Origin of the sequence: Globicatella sp. HMSC072A10 (assembly GCF_001811625.1) — a bacterium.
In the GTDB taxonomy this organism is placed as follows: domain Bacteria; phylum Bacillota; class Bacilli; order Lactobacillales; family Aerococcaceae; genus Globicatella; species Globicatella sanguinis.
Window position 1 is genome coordinate 1 of record NZ_KV805698.1, and the last position, 17,693, is coordinate 17,693.

General features: G+C 36.3%; 14 protein-coding genes, 1 pseudogene and 1 riboswitch. Of the genes and pseudogenes, 8 read left to right on the plus strand and 7 right to left on the minus strand.

Annotated elements, in window-relative coordinates; translation table 11 throughout:
• The first annotated feature begins 67 nt into the window (after window positions 1–67).
• On the plus strand, window positions 68–937 hold the full coding sequence (locus HMPREF2811_RS04325) for a PPK2 family polyphosphate kinase (RefSeq protein ID WP_071408250.1): 870 nt from the start codon (window positions 68–70) through the stop codon (window positions 935–937).
• 231 nt (window positions 938–1,168) lie between these two features.
• Here HMPREF2811_RS04325 and HMPREF2811_RS04330 read toward each other — a convergent pair whose 3' ends face one another.
• Window positions 1,169–2,368 carry a cation:proton antiporter gene (locus HMPREF2811_RS04330; RefSeq protein ID WP_071408251.1) on the minus strand — a complete coding sequence of 400 codons (1,200 nt, stop codon included), beginning with the start codon at window positions 2,366–2,368 and terminating at the stop codon, window positions 1,169–1,171.
• Window positions 2,369–2,482: 114 nt separating this feature from the next.
• Window positions 2,483–2,559: riboswitch (Fluoride riboswitch) on the minus strand.
• Window positions 2,560–2,857: 298 nt separating this feature from the next.
• Here HMPREF2811_RS04330 and HMPREF2811_RS04335 point away from each other — a divergent pair.
• Window positions 2,858–3,841 (plus strand): YhdH/YhfP family quinone oxidoreductase, encoded by a 984-nt coding sequence (locus tag HMPREF2811_RS04335; RefSeq protein ID WP_071408252.1) that lies wholly within the window; start codon window positions 2,858–2,860, stop codon window positions 3,839–3,841.
• Window positions 3,842–4,247: 406 nt separating this feature from the next.
• On the plus strand, window positions 4,248–4,769 hold the full coding sequence (locus HMPREF2811_RS04340; protein WP_071408253.1) for a methylated-DNA--[protein]-cysteine S-methyltransferase: 522 nt from the start codon (window positions 4,248–4,250) through the stop codon (window positions 4,767–4,769).
• Window positions 4,770–4,839: 70 nt separating this feature from the next.
• On the opposite strand, the pseudogene HMPREF2811_RS11055 reads toward HMPREF2811_RS04340, so the two are convergent.
• The 3 genes and pseudogenes from HMPREF2811_RS11055 to HMPREF2811_RS04350 form a co-directional block, all read right to left on the minus strand.
• A pseudogene (locus HMPREF2811_RS11055) lies at window positions 4,840–4,989 on the minus strand (substrate-binding domain-containing protein); the annotation flags it as partial.
• 53 nt (window positions 4,990–5,042) lie between these two features.
• Window positions 5,043–6,017, minus strand: coding sequence for a GMP reductase (guaC, locus tag HMPREF2811_RS04345; protein WP_066123565.1), 975 nt, complete (start codon window positions 6,015–6,017; stop codon window positions 5,043–5,045).
• Between the two features lie 36 nt (window positions 6,018–6,053).
• Window positions 6,054–7,685 (minus strand): ABC-F family ATP-binding cassette domain-containing protein, encoded by a 1,632-nt coding sequence (locus HMPREF2811_RS04350; RefSeq protein WP_071408254.1) that lies wholly within the window; start codon window positions 7,683–7,685, stop codon window positions 6,054–6,056.
• Between the two features lie 185 nt (window positions 7,686–7,870).
• Here HMPREF2811_RS04350 and HMPREF2811_RS04355 point away from each other — a divergent pair, with 185 nt between their 5' ends.
• Window positions 7,871–9,610, plus strand: a complete 1,740-nt coding sequence (locus tag HMPREF2811_RS04355) for an LPXTG cell wall anchor domain-containing protein (protein ID WP_071408255.1) — start codon at window positions 7,871–7,873, stop codon at window positions 9,608–9,610.
• 395 nt (window positions 9,611–10,005) lie between these two features.
• On the plus strand, window positions 10,006–11,028 hold the full coding sequence (locus HMPREF2811_RS04360; protein ID WP_210386543.1) for a glycosyltransferase family 4 protein: 1,023 nt from the start codon (window positions 10,006–10,008) through the stop codon (window positions 11,026–11,028).
• Window positions 11,029–11,209: 181 nt separating this feature from the next.
• On the opposite strand, the gene HMPREF2811_RS04365 is transcribed toward HMPREF2811_RS04360, so the two are convergent.
• From HMPREF2811_RS04365 to HMPREF2811_RS04375, 3 genes are read right to left on the minus strand one after another with little or no spacing between them, the layout of a single operon-like run.
• Window positions 11,210–13,699 carry a heavy metal translocating P-type ATPase gene (locus HMPREF2811_RS04365; RefSeq protein WP_071408257.1) on the minus strand — a complete coding sequence of 830 codons (2,490 nt, stop codon included), beginning with the start codon at window positions 13,697–13,699 and terminating at the stop codon, window positions 11,210–11,212.
• A gap of 32 nt (window positions 13,700–13,731) precedes the next feature.
• A complete protein-coding gene (locus HMPREF2811_RS04370; protein ID WP_071408258.1) occupies window positions 13,732–13,938 on the minus strand; it encodes a heavy-metal-associated domain-containing protein in 207 nt (68 codons plus the stop codon).
• Between the two features lie 18 nt (window positions 13,939–13,956).
• The gene (locus HMPREF2811_RS04375; protein ID WP_071408259.1) at window positions 13,957–14,400 is read right to left on the minus strand and encodes a BlaI/MecI/CopY family transcriptional regulator; all 444 of its coding nucleotides are present in this window, start codon (window positions 14,398–14,400) and stop codon (window positions 13,957–13,959) included.
• A gap of 162 nt (window positions 14,401–14,562) precedes the next feature.
• On the opposite strand from HMPREF2811_RS04375, the gene HMPREF2811_RS04380 reads away from it, so the two are divergent.
• The 3 genes from HMPREF2811_RS04380 to nrdE all read left to right on the plus strand — a co-directional run bounded on the left by HMPREF2811_RS04380 (window position 14,563) and on the right by nrdE (window position 17,658).
• On the plus strand, window positions 14,563–15,024 hold the full coding sequence (locus tag HMPREF2811_RS04380; protein ID WP_071408260.1) for an NUDIX domain-containing protein: 462 nt from the start codon (window positions 14,563–14,565) through the stop codon (window positions 15,022–15,024).
• A gap of 98 nt (window positions 15,025–15,122) precedes the next feature.
• Window positions 15,123–15,506, plus strand: a complete 384-nt coding sequence (gene nrdI / locus HMPREF2811_RS04385) for a class Ib ribonucleoside-diphosphate reductase assembly flavoprotein NrdI (protein ID WP_071408261.1) — start codon at window positions 15,123–15,125, stop codon at window positions 15,504–15,506.
• Window positions 15,466–17,658, plus strand: a complete 2,193-nt coding sequence (gene nrdE, locus HMPREF2811_RS04390; protein ID WP_071408262.1) for a class 1b ribonucleoside-diphosphate reductase subunit alpha — start codon at window positions 15,466–15,468, stop codon at window positions 17,656–17,658. Before nrdI ends, nrdE begins: the two co-directional genes overlap by 41 nt.
• Window positions 17,659–17,693: the final 35 nt, after the last annotated feature.

Consider the following 17,693-nt stretch of genomic DNA (forward strand, 5'->3'; position numbering starts at 1 on the left):
TTTTTGTTAATAGTCTCAAATATATTTATAATAAAAGGTAGTACATTAATACAGAGGAGAATCTAAGATGCTAAAACAATATAAGTTTGACGGAAGCGAAAAATTAAATATAAAAAAGATTCCAACCAATGCGAAAGAGGATAAAGTAGAACGCGAAGAAATTGAGACGAAATTTTCCGAAAATTTATTGAAAATGGAAGAACTTCAAGAGAAATTGTATGCGGATGGCCGTGAAGGCGTCATTGTGGTGATCCAGGCTTTAGACGCTGCCGGTAAAGATTCAACCATTAAACATGTGATGACGGGGTTTAACCCACAAGGCGTTTACGTGGAAAGTTTTAAAGTTCCGAGTGAAGAAGAAGCAGCTCATGATTTCTTATGGCGTATTCACCGACATGTACCGGAGCGTGGCGATATTGTAATCTTCAATCGAAGCCATTATGAAGAGGTCTTAACCGTTCAAATTAATGATATTCATAAAGGCTATCGTTTAGCTGAACGGGTGAAAAATGATAGTGATCAGGAATTCTTCAAAAAACGTTATCGTCAAATTCGAGATTTTGAAGAATATTTATATGAAAATAGCTATCGCATCGTCAAAATTTACTTAAATGTGTCAAAAGCAGAGCAAAAAGAACGCTTTTTAGAACGGATTGAACGACAAGAGAAGAACTGGAAGTTTAATGCAGGGGATTTAGATGTGCGTGATCAATTTGATACTTATTTAGAAACTTATGAAAAGGTGATAAATGAAACGGCTACGAAACATAGCCCATGGTATGTTATTCCTGCAGATCAAAAGTGGTATACGCGTTACCTAGTGTCTGAAATTATGCTTGATTTATTAAAAGAAATCGATCCACAATTTCCAGAGGTGTCAAAAGAACAAATTGAAGCCATGGAAGAAAGTAAAAAACGTTTATTAGAAGAAAAATAAAGAGAATAATTTTTACCCAAAATATAAGAGGGGTAGGTATAGGAAGTGAAAATCATGGGTTTTCTTCTTCTTACCTATCCCTCTTATTTTTCGTATCAAAAATCGTACTGGTGGGAGTTTTGCTAATAAGATTAATCATTATACCATTAGGATGAACGAGCTATAATGTGGATGAATGGATCAATTTTTAACCCACTCGCCAATTATTTGAGAAAGCATTGATTAACCCAATTAAAAATCAGTTTTTTCTAATAATGAATGTTGCGTACGATCAATTAATAAAGCCCCAAGAGGTGCGGTAATGGTGATACCGATGACCGCCACTGATAAGATAAGTGGCCCTGTATTTAAGCCAACGGCTAAAGGAATAGCACCAATTGCTGCTTGCACCGTTGCTTTTGGTAAATAGGCAAAAATACAAAACAGTTTTTCTTTAGCTGACAGTTTAGTACCGAGTAAACTAAGGTAAACGCCTAAACTTCTAAAGATTAAGGCTAATAAAATAGTGAGTACAGCTTTAAAACCAGCAATACTTAAATAGCGAATATCAACGGCTGCTCCCACTAACACAAATAACAATAATTCTGAAGCAATCCATATATTACCAAATTGTTTAGATAACTTTGTTGATTGAGGTATCGGACCACGCATTTTTATTACGCTCGCCATACTCATGACGGCTAGAAGACCCGAAATCGCAATGGTATTAGCTAGCCATTTTTCAATCGCTACGAGTATAAATGAAATAGCAAGCATTATAATGACTTTTTGAATCTCAGTTAAGCCAATGTGTGCATGAGCCCATTTGAAGAAAAGAAGTAACAGCCAACCCGTTAAAACACCTAAGCCAACGCCGGCAATAATTGAGATAGGAATATTAAAGAAATCTTGATAATGGATAGCACCGCCTTGTGCCATGCTTAAAAAAGCAGTAAATAATATAATCACTACAATGTCATCGCATGAAGCCCCCGCTAAAATTAGTTGAGGAATTTTATGATTTGTACCGATTTTCTGTTCAATCAGATGAATCATTCTAGGTACGACCACAGCAGGGGATACAGCCGCCATGACAGCACCCATGACAGCAGCATTAATAAGAGAAATACCTAATAGCCAAGGTGCTATCAGTAAATAGCCAATAATTTCAATTGTTGCAGGCAAGAAACTCATCAGAACGGCAGGACGTCCGACTTGTTTTAAATCCGATAAATCTAAAGTGAGCCCAGCTTTCAGTAAAATAATGATTAACGCCATCTTTCTTAAATCTGCTGAATTATCGAGCAAAGCGGGTTCAAAGGCGTTCAATAGATGGGGGCCGAGTAAAACTCCAGCAAGCAACATACCAATAATACGTGGCAAACCAATTTTTTCAGCGATCGTTGCCATTAATAAGCCACCTAGAAAGACAAACGCTAAAGATGTTAACATAAATTTCTCTCCTCGTAATATATATATTTAGAAGGATATTTCACACCCTTCATTTATTAATTTGTTTCACGAAGGTATCCATAAAAAAGATGACCCCCGTGACATGCCAAATAAAGCGTCACAGAAGTCATCAGCAAATAACTGCGGTTTAGGTAAACTTACCTAGGGAGAACCTCATTCCCTTTCGTTAATTAAGTATAGCAAAATCACGGTGGATGTCAATATCAGGTATTGTATAAACATTAACCGAGTTATTGTCAACCAATAGTCATGAAATGTAATTATAAAAGTTAGGCGTTGATAGTGGAAAAACAAGCTTTAAGCGAACTGAAGTATATCAGGTAGCTTTTTGAAAGGAGGAATAGGTAACATTTCTTAAAAATAGAAAGCTAAATATTATAACACTATTTATTGTAAGGGATTACACTTGCTATTATATTAGGGATTTGATATCTTTTTCTTGAATGGAAAACTATAGGGAGGTTTATCATGGAAAAGTTTAAAGCATATGTGGTTAGAGAAACAAATGGCGAGGTTACCTATAAAGTAGAGGAAGTGAACCGTCAGTTTTTATATAAAGGCAATACCTTAATTAAGGCAGAATATTCTTCATTAAATTATAAGGATATGTTGGGGTTTAAAACTAAGGGTGGCGTTATTCGGCATTATCCAATGATTCCTGGGATAGATGTAGCGGGTGAAATAGTCGAAGATCAATCGGGGAAATATCAAAAAGGTGATAAAGTCATCGTGATGGGCAGTAATATGGGAGTATCGACGACCGGTGGTTATTCAGAATATGTATCAGTTGATAGTGATTGGGCGGTGAAAGTGCCAGAGGGCATGACGACTAAAGAGGCCATGATTTATGGAACAGCTGGCTTTACTGCTGCTTATGCCTTGTTGTCACTGATTAACCATGGGATGGATGTGAATAAACAACCCCATATTTTAGTCACGGGAGCGACAGGCGGAGTGGGCTCCGTTTCTTTAGCAATCTTGAGAAAATTAGGTTTTGACAAGATAACAGCTCTAGTAAGGAAAGATTATCAAGAAGAAATCGCCTTAAAATTAGGAGCCACTGAAGTAATTTGGCCAGAAGATTTAGGAACTGTTAAACCTTTAGCTTCAGCAAAATGGCATTATGTTGTAGATAATGTAGGGGGTGAACCGGCAGCAATTGCTTTAACTCAAATTGCCAATAATGGTGCGATGTCGATGTGTGGCAATGCGGCAGGTATTCAATTTAACACATCTGTTTTACCGATGATTTTAAGAGGAATAACGATATTTGGAATTGATTCACTAGCAAGACCGTTGGCATTACGTAATCAAATTTGGGAGTTGTTAGCGAATGAATGGAATGTCATTGACTCATTATTAGTAAATGAAGTGCCGTTTGATAAGTTAGACGAACCTTTATCGAAAATACGTGAGGGACAGCATTTAGGACGAACCTTAATTGCGTTTTAAAACTTAGGAAAAGGACTCATAGCTTTCGCTTTCCATAACGATACGTACTTAAAAGGTAGGTTAAAGTATAGGTCATAGAAAAATTTTGTTGTCGAAGCTATAGGTTTCAAAGGGTGTTTGATAAAATTCCATATAGCCTCTACTTTTTAGATAGACAATATACGGAGCAATGGGAGTGGGCAAGAAGTGAAAATTGAATAATTTTCGCTTCGTCTGCCCACCCCCGCACAGTTGAGTAGGCCTTAAACAAGTCTTTAAGACGCAGGTTGAGACCACTCAACCACTGCGCTTAAGACGCAGATTGAGACCACTCAACCACTGCGCTATTGATTAAGAAACAATAATCTTAATTAAATTTATCAAGTTTATGCCCAACGTCTCATTATTTTAGACAGGATGATCGTAAATGTGTTATTTATATAAAAATACCTTTGAGACGCCCATTGGTACCATGACCAGTTTGGTGGCAGAGGAGGGAATTTATCTTTTGCAGTTCGATGATAGCCTGACAACAAAACAAATTGAACGAGTTCGAAAGCTGTATCAACGGAAGATTATTGAAAAAGAACATGCGATGAATTTGAAAGTGAAAAAAGAGTTATGCGAATACCTAGAAGGAACAAGAACTGAGTTTACAATTCCGACAATTATGAACGGTACTACTTTTCAAGCAAAGGTATGGCAAGCGTTAAAAAATATTCCTTACGGTACAACCATAGATTATCAAGGGTTAGGTAAGGAAATTGGCTATCCAAATGCTAGCAGAGCCATTGGTAATGCCAATAGTAGTAACCTAATTATGATTCTCATTCCTTGCCATCGTGTCATTAGATCTGATGGCACAATAGGCGGCTATGCCGGTGGAGTGAGTAGGAAACAATATTTATTAACTTTAGAAGGAAACGATATCGTATCAAAGAATCATTAAATATTATAGGGTAGATATAATAAAGAGGACAATAGTAACACCTGCTGGTGATTGACTATTGTTCTTTTAACTATGTTTTTGGGACAAAACTTTTGCGAATGATTAATTCAGAGTTGAGTAAAACGGTTTTAGTTGTTTTACGGTTATAAACAATTTGATCAACTAACATATCAATGGTAGTCTTTGCTATCTCTTCAGCATCAATTCTGATAGTAGTAAAAAGTGGGCGCGTAGCATCTCAAATGATTTACTACTCGCCCACCTGTTAATATATTATCTGTCTCCGTTATATACAGTATTACGAACAATCACATAATCCACTTTACGGATAGAATCTAAATCTTTACCACCAGCGTAAGAGATAGAAGATTGTAAGTCTTGTTGCATTTCAATTAAGGTGTCAGATAAGTGTCCACGCGTTGGGATTAATTCAATTTTTCCTTCGACGTTTTTACGTTCACCTTTTTGGAATTCAGAAGCACTTCCAAAATATTCTTTAAAGATTTTACCATCGATTTTACGAGTTAAACCAGGACTTTCTTCGTGAGCGGCTAATAACGAGCCAATCATTACCATGCTTGCACCGAAACGTACTGATTTAGCAATATCACCATTATGACGAATGCCACCATCAGCAATAATAGGTTTGCGCGCTGCTTTAGCACATAAACGAATTGCTGCTAATTGCCAACCACCAGTTCCAAATCCTGTTTTTAATTTAGTAATACATACGCGTCCAGGACCTACACCAACTTTAGTAGCATCGGCACCTGCTAATTCTAATTCACGAACACCTTCTGGCGTTGCGACATTACCTGCAATTAAGAATGTATCAGGCATTTCTTTTTTGATGAATTGAATCATTTTAATGACATCGTCAGAATGCCCATGAGCAACGTCGATAGTAGTATATTCTGGAATTAAGTTTTCAGCAACTAATTCGCGTACGAAATCATACTCATATGGTTTAATACCAACACTGATAGAAGCAAATAAGCCCTTATCTTGCATCATTTTGATAAAAGGTTTACGACCTTCTTCATCAAAACGGTGCATGATGTAGAAATAATCATTTTCAGCAAACCAAATCGCTAATTCTTCATTGATTACGGTTTGCATATTAGCAGGAACTACAGGGATTTTGAATGTGCGCGGTCCAAATTTTATGGAGGTATCACATTCTGAACGGCTACTTACAATACATCTATTAGGGATTAACTGAATATCTTCGTAGTCAAAAACTTCCATTTTATCTAAATAACTCCTTTTAATTTAATCTTACGATTATTTTGTTGGGTACATTGCTGCGACACGTTGTTGTAAATCTTTATCTTCAACGTATTCTTCGTATTTTGTATTAATACGGTCAAAGGCACCAGTTGGTGTTAATTCAATTACTCGGTTACAAGTCGTATTCAATACTTCATAGTCATGAGAGGCAATTAAAATTGCGCCTTTAAATTTAATTAGACCTTCGTTTAATGCGGTAATAGATTCTAAGTCTAAGTGATTCGTCGGTTGGTCCATAACTAAAACATTTGCTTTAGATAACATCATTTTCGATAATAAACAACGAACTTTCTCACCACCAGAAAGCACATTAACAGGTTTCATTACGTCTTCCCCTGAGAAAAGCATACGGCCTAAGAAACTACGTAAGAAGGTATTATCTTGTTCTTCTTTAGCAGCATACTGTCTTAACCAGTCTACAATATTTAGATTGACTCCGTCAAATTCATCTCCAGAATTACGAGGTAAATATGTTTGAGAAGTGGTGACACCCCATTCAAATGTACCGGAATCGGGTTCATCAACCCCCATAAGAATATTGAAGAATGCAGTGACAGCATTATCATTACGACTTACAAAGGCTACTTTATCATCACGTTGAAGTGTAAAAGTGACGTTATCTAATACTTTCTCACCATCAATTGTTTTTGTTAATCCTTCGACACGTAGTAAATCATTACCAATTTCACGTTCAGGGGTAAATCCAACAAAAGGATAGCGACGTGAAGAAGGTTGAATATCATCTAAGGTAATTTTATCTAATAATTTTTTACGCGATGTGGCTTGTTTTGATTTAGAGGCGTTCGCAGAGAAGCGCGCTATAAATGCTTGTAATTCTTTGATTTGTTCTTCTTTTTTCGCGTTTTGGTCTGCAGCCATTTTTGCAGCTAATTGACTTGATTGTAACCAGAAATCATAGTTACCCACATAAATTTTAATCTTACCAAAGTCCACATCAGCCATATGGGTACAAACTGTATTTAAGAAATGGCGGTCGTGAGAAACGACAATCACGGTATTCGGGAAATCAAGGATAAAATTACTCAACCAATCAATAGCTTGAGCATCTAAACCGTTGGTCGGCTCGTCTAAAAGTAAATTATCAGGTTTGCCGAATAAAGCTTGAGCTAGTAAGACTTTAATTTTATCTGCTTCAATTAACTCACTCATTTTTGAGTAATGCATTTCAGTGGGGATACCTAGACCTTGAAGCATATTGCTAGCTTCAGATTCAGCTTCCCATCCACCCATTTCAGCAAATAAACCCTCTAGTTCACCTGCTCTAATACCATCTTCATCAGAAAAATCTTCTTTCATATAGATAGCATCTTTTTCTTTCATTACATCATAGAGCTCTTTGTGTCCCATCATCACTGTTTCAATGACATTATATTCTTCGAAACCATAGTGGTTTTGGCTTAAGACCGCTAAACGCTCATTAGGATCCATCGTAACAGAACCTGTCGTCGGTGTAACCTCACCAGATAAAATTTTTAAAAAAGTTGATTTTCCAGCACCATTTGCACCGATAACACCATAGCAGTTGCCAGGGTTAAATGTAATGTTTACTTCATCAAACAATTTACGATCTGGAAATTGTAAGCTGACATTAGAAACATTGATCATTCAGATATTTCCTCCTTTATGGTTCATGTGTTTTGAGCAAACCCAAAACATCCAAAGATATCATACCATAAATTATTCATAAAGCGAGTAAAAGAAACTAAAACTTTATACAATTTAGCTTGATTTTTTCTCAGAAACTTCACAAATATTTTTTATACTTAAAATACTAAGAGGAGGGATTTTAAATGAAACTGAAAAAAATGGTAATAGTATCATTAAGTACAATGGTTTTTGGTAGTTTTTTTCCTAGTTTTGTAAATGTCATTGGCCATACCGACAATGTGTATAGTGTATTCGCACAAGAGGATAAATTAGCCCTATTAGCTAAGATAAAAACAAGCCTCTTAACACAAGAACCCATCGTAGAGACACAGTTAGCAAAAGTAGATAATGAAGATCTTTTAAAATTTTATGAATCGGCGTCTAATGCAACTCCATGTCAAGATATTTATCATTCCATTGCAAGTCACTATTCGCAATTAGGATTGATTTCAGATTCAGCAGAAATAGCAAAATTTAAGAGCATATTAGCGGAAATTATCAGTACGACTGGAAAGTCAGCAGAGGAGTTAAAAAATGTTGATCCAAAAGCATTAATTTCTGAGTATGATAGTGCGAAACAAGCCTATTCAGATGATGCGACAAAAGCCATACAAGAGGTTTTGGCAAATGTGGATCTTAATTATGGAAAATTATCAGAGGGTGAACGCGCTGCAGTCAAATCGGCTGAAAATGCCTTGGTAGAAACCACGACGGTTGCACCAGAAACAACAGTAACTGAAGCTGAAACAACACCAACAACCGAAGTCGAAAACATAGCGGATACAAACATGGAAGATCCAGAGACAACCTTATCCGAGGATATATCCGACGAATCATCTGAAACGACCACCGTGGAAAATTCTTCAATTGAAGCAACAGAAGAAACGGTAACGGAACCAACTACTGTCGAAATGAGTCAAGAAAGTACAACAGAAGAGACAGAAGGCACAACCGTTGAAGAGACTATTAGCGATATGAGTTCCGTCGAAACATCTGAAGAAAGTGTAGTGGATGAAACAACCGTCGAAGAAACGGTAGCTGAAGAAACAACTACAATTGAAACAACTTTAACATCAGAAACTACCTCAGATTCCCAAGAAATCGAAGAAGAACAGTTTAGACAAAAGCTACTTGAAAGAACCGATATTTCAGCCGAACAACTATCAAGTATTACGTCACAAGAATTAAGTAAGATTAGTGAAATTACAGGATTGCCACTCACTGCTACCGATGATAATTATCTAAAAGTATTCAGAAGAGCGTTAGTGACTTATTATCCTGAAAGATTCACTACCCAACAAATTTTCGATGTGGCGAATACATTACGTGAATTTGCGATTACCCATACACCGATGACCCAAGCTATTGCAAGTCAAATACCAGATGAAGACTACCTTCAATGGAGTCGAGAAGCTTATTTACAAGGTAATGATGTCACATACCCGTTTAAACAAGCGTATAAAAATTATCCTCGATTATTTGATCCATTGCTCGAGAGTACTATGAATAATTTAACCACTAAGACCTCTTTGACACTCGCCCAATTAAAAAATATTGATCCTTTACTGATGATGTTATTAAATTGGGAAGCAGCAGCCAATGTCACGACATATGAAGCAATTGAAAAAACACTATTGGAAAATTACCAAAGCAATCAAACGGATACCACGACCGTTCAGAGTGACACCACCACCAAAACAACGCATGAAATGTCAACAGCGTCAGAACCAACCACTACTCAAGCTTTACAAGTGAGTAAAACAAAACAAGTTCAAAAAGGATTATTACCACAAACGGGTGAACAAGGCTCTTTATGGATCGTTATCGTAGCGCTCATATTAGCCGGAGGAGGATTTATTCTATTAAAGAATAAGCGTAAATAGACATTAAACGATTTTGGTGTTTGAGATAGAGGTTTCCTCTGTTGAAAATTAAATCTATAAGCTTTTTGCTATCATATTACGTTAGTTTGAGATATAGACTTTCTCTGTAGCAAAGTAAATCTTTGTCGACTTGTTCGTTATAATATGGCTCATTTTTAATTAAAACCAAAATAATAAGATGGGACTCAAACGGCATTTAATGACTCAGTTAGGACCTAATAAAATTTTTGGAGTGGGCAGACGAAGCGGAAATCAATCGATTTTCTACTTCCTGCGCACTCCTTATTCATTTTTTAAGTTTAATCATAATTTAATATTAACTAACTCTACAAAACGGGAAAAATTTTGTATAATTGAATTTAGTAAAGAGAACTCAAGCAAAGGAGTCGTATAGATTGATAATAAACATGATCTCTAAAGGAGAGGAAGTCAAAGGGCAAGGTGTCGGAAGTGCCTACTTTGAGTTAATCAAACTAATTGAATTAAAATTATCCGATAAAATAAAGCTAACTTATAATAATGCGAAAGAGGCTGATTTTAATCATATTCATACGATTCATCCCAAATGTTTCTGGCAAATGAAAACATCGAAAAAGCCATCATGCATGCATGTCCATTTTTTACCTGAAACAGTAGAAGGTAGCATCAAATTGCCTAAAATTGTTCAATCTTTTTTTTATCATTACTTCATTCATTTTTACAAAACTGCAGAAGAATTAATCGTGGTGAATCCTATTTTTATCGAACCTTTAAAGCAATATGGTATCGATAAAGAGCGAATAACATATATCCCCAATGTAGTAGCGACGAAAGATTTCTATCCCAAACAGATTAATGAACCGAGTGAGCTCTTTAAAAAACACCATTTATCATTAGATAAATTTACGGTCATAAGTGTAGGGCAAGTACAAACCCGTAAAGGAGTACTTGACTTTATTGAAATAGCTAAACAGTTACCTGAAGTGCAGTTTATTTGGGCAGGTGGTTTTAGTTTTGGAAAGATTACCGACGGCTATGATCAATTAACGGCTGTTATTAAAAATCCGCCTTCCAATGTAAAATTTGTCGGGATTGTAGACCGTGAGCAAATGAATGAGTTATACAATGCATGTGATCTTTTACTAACGACATCTTATAATGAACTGTTTCCCGTCTCAATTTTAGAAGCGGTCAATAGCGGATTGCCGATTTTAGTAAGAGATTTAGATTTGTATGAAAAAATTTATTTTACTGATTATTTAAGAGCGAATAATAATGAAGCATTTGTTGACTATATTAAAGAATTGATGACCAGTCCTGAAACAATGGCTAAAGCGAAAGCATCATCAAATAAAATAGCTACTGATTATTCTGAAGAGAATGTAGCACAACTTTGGGATGACTATTACACTCGATTTTATCAACGTTGGGTAAAATAATTTAAAGCATAATAAAAGGAATCTGCAGGATTAAGTGTGTTAATCACGTCTTAAATGCAGATTCCTATTTTTATTTATGATTGAATGATGTTGGTCCACTTCAATGTGACTTGGTGTAGCAGACGAAGCGAAAAACTCTTATCTTCTACGGCTGGCCCAGACTCGTAAGTGCTGTCGTTTTTTATTTATCAGGCTGATAAAAGCGTAAACGTAAAGCATTTAATAGGACAGTAATCGAACTAAAACTCATTGCTAAAGCTGCGACCATTGGGTTGAGTAAAGGACCATTAAAGAGTCCAAAAATAATTCCCATTGCGATTGGAATGCCAATGACATTGTATGCGAATGCCCAGAAAAGATTTTGTTTAATATTACGGAGGGTTTTGTGACTTAAATCGATAGCGGTAATCACGTCACTTAATTCGTTGTTCATTAAGATAGTGTCGGCTGATTCAATAGCGATATCTGTTCCAGAACCAATCGCTATCCCAATATCAGCAATGGCTAAAGCAGGTGCATCATTGATTCCATCACCTACCATAATAACTTTATGATTTTTCGCTTGAATTTTCTTCACGACATTACTTTTATCTTCGGGAAGCACTTCGCTAAACACTTGTTCAATTCCGACTTGTTGCGCAATGGCATTAGCTGTATGCTGATTATCTCCGGTTACCATATAGACTTGTAAGTTCATATCTTGTAATTGTTTAATCGCTTGATGGCTATATTTTTTAATTGGGTCCGCGACAGCGATAATCCCAGCATATTGTTGATCGATAGCGACATACATCGGTGTACGACCTTGTGAAGCCATCTTTTGGGCTTGTTGTAAAGCTTCTTGAGGGATTTCAATCTTGCCCTCGAACAAACTTTGATTTCCAATTAACACTACTTGCTGATCAACGGTGGCTTTGACACCTTGTCCAGTGAAGCTATTGAAGTCAGAAACTTTTAGATTAGTATGGAGGTTATGATCTTTTGCATAACGAACAATTGCCTCTCCTAAGGGATGTTCTGAACTAGCTTCAACGGCTGAAACCAGTTGGATAAAGTGTTCTGCATTAATAGTATCGGTGGTTACAATATCGGTTACAGTTGGGATACCTTCAGTAATGGTTCCCGTTTTATCTAATAAAATGGCGTCTGCTTTGTGCAATGATTCTAAAGCCGCACCGTTTTTAAATAAAATGCCATTTTGAGCCGCTTTTCCTGTTCCTACCATAATGGCAGTTGGTGTTGCTAAACCAAGCGCACACGGACAAGCGATGATCAGCACGCTAATAAAAATTTTAAGAGCAAAATCAAGACTTGAACCTAAGGCGAAATACCACGTTAAGCCACTTAATATGGCAATTAAGATAACGGTTGGTACAAAATAAAGCGAGATGGTATCGGCTAAACGAGCAATTTCTGCTTTAGAACCTTGAGCTTCTTGTACGAGACGGACAATTTGTGAGATTAAGGTATCTTGTCCGATTTTAGTGACTTCATAGGTGAAGGAACCATTTTTGTTGATGCTTCCTCCTGTTACAGTATCACCAACCTTTTTATTGATGGGGATACTTTCTCCGGTAATCATCGATTCATCAACTGCTGATTCGCCTTTAATAATGTGACCGTCTACTCCTAAACTTTCACCTGGACGCACGAGTAAGTGATCACCGATTTTGACCATTGAAAGTGGGATGGTTTCGATTTGTCCATCTGATTTTATACGACGCGCTTCTTCTGGAGCTAAATCCATTAAGCTTTTAACTGCCGCACTCGTTTTTCCTTTGGCGATGTCTTCAAGATATTTTCCAAGTGTCATTAACGTTAGGATAACCGCGGCCGATTCGAAGTAAAGCTCTAAATGACCTTCGCTGTGAAGGCGGTTGGTTAATATAAGAAAAGTCATGACAACCCCTTGGATAAAAGCCGCACTCGTTCCGACGGCAATTAAGGAATCCATATTAGGGGCTAAATGCCATAATGCTTTGAAACCACGAATAAGGATATGACGTCCTAACCATAAAACCGGTGTAGTTAACAACAACTGAGTGATAACATTGGCATTAGGGTGTTGGTGAGCTTCTAAAAAAGCTGGAATAGGCATCCCAACCATCGGCGCCATTGTCAAATAAAAGAGTGGCAGGGTAAATAGCGACATCTGAATTAAGAGTCGTTTCTTCTGTTTCATTTCGGCTTCTTTTTTGGCTAAATTTTCTAAATATTGGTCTTCTGCGGATAAAATAGGTTCTGCTGAGTAGCCAAGATTATTTATTGTGTTTTTAATTAAGGATTCGTTAAACTGATCTTTCCAAATGACGGTCATTTGTTCAGTCGTTAAATTAACGCTGGCTTCTTGTACTTCATCCAATTGATTAATTTTTCTTTCAATCTTACTAGCACATGCCGCGCAAGTCATCCCGTTAATTTGATAGTTTTGAACGTTTGAATGGTTAGGGACTGTACCAGTGGTGTTTTGGTAGAGTTCATATCCTAAGTCCGCGACGCTTTTTTGCATGGTGTCAAAATCAATTTTTTGTTCGTCAAAGTCAACAGATGCTTTTTCGGTCACTAAATTGACAACAGCTTCATGCACACCATCTAACTTATTGAGTTTTCTTTCAATTTTACTAGCGCAAGCAGCACAAGTCATTCCATTTATACTATAAGTAGCTTTCATGTCTTCCTCCTTTTTCTTTGGCTGTTTAGTACTTAGAGAATTAAATCATATCCCGCTTCGTCAACAGTCCTTTGCAAATCTTTTTCAGTCAGTAAACTTTTATCGTATTCAATGATTGCATTGTTTTTTTCAAGTGATACATCTACATGATGAACCCCTTCTAATTCCGTTAAAGCTTTTTCAATAGAATGAACGCAATGTTGGCAACCCATTCCTTCGATAGCAAATTCTTTTTTCATAATACATTCCTCTTTCTTTTATTTAGTATTGATGTGATGTTGGCAAGTGCATTGTCCCGGAGGACACTGACATTTTACGGTTTTAGGTGCATTTTTCATTTTTTCTTCAATCAATTGGATGAGAATTTGACACTGGTCTTTAGATAATGTTTCGTGCTGAATGAGCTGTTCAATATGAAGTCCACGATCTTTGGTGCAACTGCGTGCCATTATCTCGTTTAAGTCAGCTTGTAGGGCTTGATCAGCGCTAATCGTTGTTTGATAAAGCATTGGTTTAACAGAAGTATCTTGTTTAAGGTAACCTTTTTGAACAAGGCGATTCAGTAAAGACTTTATCGTCCCTTCTTTCCAGTCCAAAATATTTGTTAAAGTATCAATAATTTCGCGACTGGTTAAAGCATCTTTAGCCCAAACGACGCGCATCACTTCCCATTCGGCCGATGTGATAGTTATGTGTTCCATTATTTCACCTCCTGGTTACATTTGTAATCTATAATTTAAGTTTACATTTGTAACCCTATTTTTGCAAGTATTATGCTTAAAAAGTTTAAAAATAAGCATAAAACTTAGTTTTGGAGTATGATAGTGGAGAAGTTAGTTGAGGTGGAAGGAGTAAACTAAAATATGAAGGAACGTTATTTAACTAAAAGTGCCGTTTTTTTATTAATCCAACGACCAGATGGTAAGTTTTTATTCCAGCGACGTCAAAATACCGGGTATCAAGATGGCATGTTGGATTTAGGCGCATCAGGTCATGTAGAGGCGGGGGAAACAGCCAAAGAGGCAGCACAGAGAGAATTGATGGAAGAAACAGGATTAAATATCGAATTAAAACGTCTAGAATTTAAATCGATCAATCATCGTAATACGGATGGTCAAGTTTATTATGATTTTTATTTTTTGGTCCAAGTAAATGATAAAGAAAGTACACAAGTGCAAATTATGGAGCCACATAAAAATAGCCAGATGTTGTGGTTAGCAAAAGAGGATTTTACCGACCAGATTATCGATTACAATCGCGTCGTTATTGATAATTTAGAACAAGGCATTTATTATCAAGAAATTGGCTGGAAACACAACATATAGTGTTGGATAATTCTTTTTAATACTAAATATGGTAATCTTATGTTTACTTTTACGAGACTAGGTGTTATCATGGGTAAGTACAAAAGGAGGAATCAAAGGTGCTTGTGGTGTATATGTCATTAACGGGACAGACTAGAAAGTTTATAAAAAAATTAGACTGGCCAAGTATCGAATTGACTCCTGATATGCCCATAGTCGAAGTAGACGAGCCTTATATTATTGTTGCACCCACTTATGAAAAAGAAGTGACGGACATATTATGGGAATTCGTTGAGACTGGAAATAATCAGTCCTATCTTCAAGGCGTGGCAGGTAGCGGTAATTTAAACTTTAATTCACTTTATTGTTTTACAGCGAAAGATCTCAGTCATGATTTTAATGTTCCGATATTATTGTTATTTGAGTTTCAAGGGCGTCCAAGTGATGTTCAAAAATTAAAAGATGAGGTGGAGAAACTTGGAAAAACCAGTATTAGCGACTAAGCCGAAAGAAATAACTTATTTTAAATTAAACAATGAGTTGAATCGTCCGGTTAATAATCAAATTCCATTACATAAAGATAGAGAAGCGGTTCGTGCTTATTTCTTAGAGCATGTTAATCCTAATACCGTTTTTTTCTATACTTTAGATGAAAAGTTAGAGTATTTAGTAGATAATGAGTATCTTGAAAGTGAATTTTTAGAAAAGTATTCGCGTGAGTTTGTTAAGCAAATGATGAAAGACACTTATGCGATGAAATTCCGTTTTAAATCGTTCATGTCTGCGTTTAAATTTTATACACAGTATGCCTTAAAAACCAATGATGGGCAGCGTTATTTAGAGCGTTATGAAGACCGTATTGTTTTTGCATCATTATATTTAGCAGATGGCGATGAAGATTTAGCCAAAACTTTACGTGATGAAATGATTGCGCAACGTTATCAACCTGCGACTCCAACTTTCTTAAATGCTGGGCGTAAACGTCGTGGAGAATTAGTTTCATGTTTCTTAATCCAACTGACTGACGATATGAATAGTATTGGTCGTGGTATTAACTCGGCTTTACAACTGTCACGTATTGGCGGTGGGGTTGGTGTTAACTTATCGAATTTACGTGCAGCAGGGGACCCAATTAAGAAAATTGAAAATGCTTCGAGTGGGGTTGTACCAGTCATGAAATTATTAGAAGATAGCTTTAGCTATTCTAATCAATTAGGCCAACGTAATGGTGCAGGTGCTGTCTACTTAAATGTTTTCCACCCAGATATTGTATCATTCTTATCAACTAAAAAAGAAAATGCGGATGAAAAAATTCGTGTTAAGACCTTATCATTAGGTTTAGTAGTGCCGGATAAATTTTATGAATTAGCAGCGAACGATGATCCGATGTATTTATTCAGTCCTTATGATATTGAACGTATTTATGGGAAACCCTTCTCATATGTTGATATCACAAAGGAATACGACAATATTGTTAATAATCCTGAAATTCGTAAATCGAAAATTTCGGCTCGTGAATTAGAAAATGAGATTAGTAAATTACAACAAGAATCAGGTTACCCATATATTATTAATATTGATACCGCTAACCGTAGTAATCCCATTGATGGGATGATTACGATGAGTAATTTATGTTCTGAAATTTTACAAGTCCAACAACCTTCTCTTATCAATGATAAGCAAGAGTACGAAATTTTAGGAACAGATATTAGTTGTAATCTTGGTTCAACCAATATTCCAAACATGGTAAATTCTCCTGATTTTGAAAAATCAGTCGATGCGGCAGTGCGTGCTTTAACATTTGTGACGGATAATTCAAGTATTGAAGCTGTTCCGACGATAAAAAATGGAAATGATAAGGCTCATACGATTGGTTTAGGTGGTATGGGATTACATACATTATTTGCCTTAAATCAAATGCATTATGGTTCTCCAGAATCGATTGAATTAACCGAAGCGTATTTTTATGCTTTGAACTACTTTACCTTGGTTGCAAGTAATAAAATTGCGACTGAGCGTGGCGAAGTATTCTATAATTTTGAAAAATCTCAATATGCTACTGGCGAATATTTCGATCGTTATATTGAAAATCCATTTACGATTCAAAATGAAAAAGTGGCTCAAATTATGAAACATGTCCCAATGCCAACAGCTGAAGATTGGGCTCAATTAAAAGCGAAGGTTCAAGATACTGGTTTATACCATCAAAATAGAATGGCGATTGCTCCAACTGGCTCTATCAGTTATGTCAATGAGACGAGTGCATCACTCCATCCTATCACTCGTTTAATCGAAGAGCGACAAGAGAAGAAAACGGGTAAAACCTATTATCCAGCTCCACAATTATCAAACGACACGCTACCATATTACAAATCGGCTTACGATATTGATATGCGTAAAGTCATTGATGTCTATGCCGCAGCACAAAAACACATTGACCAAGGAATGTCATTGACTTTATTTATGCGAAGTGAGATTCCAGAAGGATTGTATGAATGGAAAAATGGTCGAACGAATAAAATGACCACGCGTGATTTAAATATATTACGTCATTATGCATGGAATAAAGGCATTAAATCCATTTACTATATCCGTACCTTTACAGATGATGGCGAAGAGTTAGGAAGTAATGCATGTGAGTCTTGTTCAATTTAATCTTTTAAGGAATACTAACTGTTGCAGTAGAAATA